This window comes from Desertibacillus haloalkaliphilus (assembly GCF_019039105.1).
Lineage (GTDB): Bacteria > Bacillota > Bacilli > Bacillales > KJ1-10-99 > Desertibacillus > Desertibacillus haloalkaliphilus.
On the sequence record NZ_JAHPIV010000369.1, the window covers coordinates 1 to 371 of the forward strand.

The window sequence follows — 371 nt, forward strand, 5'->3', positions numbered from 1 at the left end:
GGAGAAGAGAAAGAAAGAAGGGGGAAGGGAGGAAAGAAAGGGAGGAAGGGGAGGAAGAAGAAAAGAGAAGGGGGGAGGGGAAGAAGGGAGGGAAGGAAAAGGGGAAGGGGAGGGGAGAGAAGAAGGAGGGGAGAGGGGAAGGAAAGGAAGGAGGAAAAAGGGAAAAGGAGGGGGAGGAGAAGAAGGGGAGGGGGGGGGGGGAGGGGGGAGAAGAGAGGGAAAGAGGGAAGGGAGGAGAAAAAAAAGAAAAAAAGAAGGGAAAAAGAAAAAAGAGAAAGAAGGGAAAAGAAGAGGGGGGGGAAGAGGAAGGGAGGAGAAAGAAAGAGAGAGAGAGGGGGGAGAGAGAAAAAGAGGAGGAGAAGAGAGAAGGG

The 371-nt window shown here is 52.8% G+C and carries 1 protein-coding gene; it reads left to right on the forward strand.

From position 1 onward, the window contains the following. The coding region (locus KH400_RS30105) for a hypothetical protein (protein WP_217228399.1) at positions 1 to 371 on the forward strand (371 nt) is incomplete at both ends.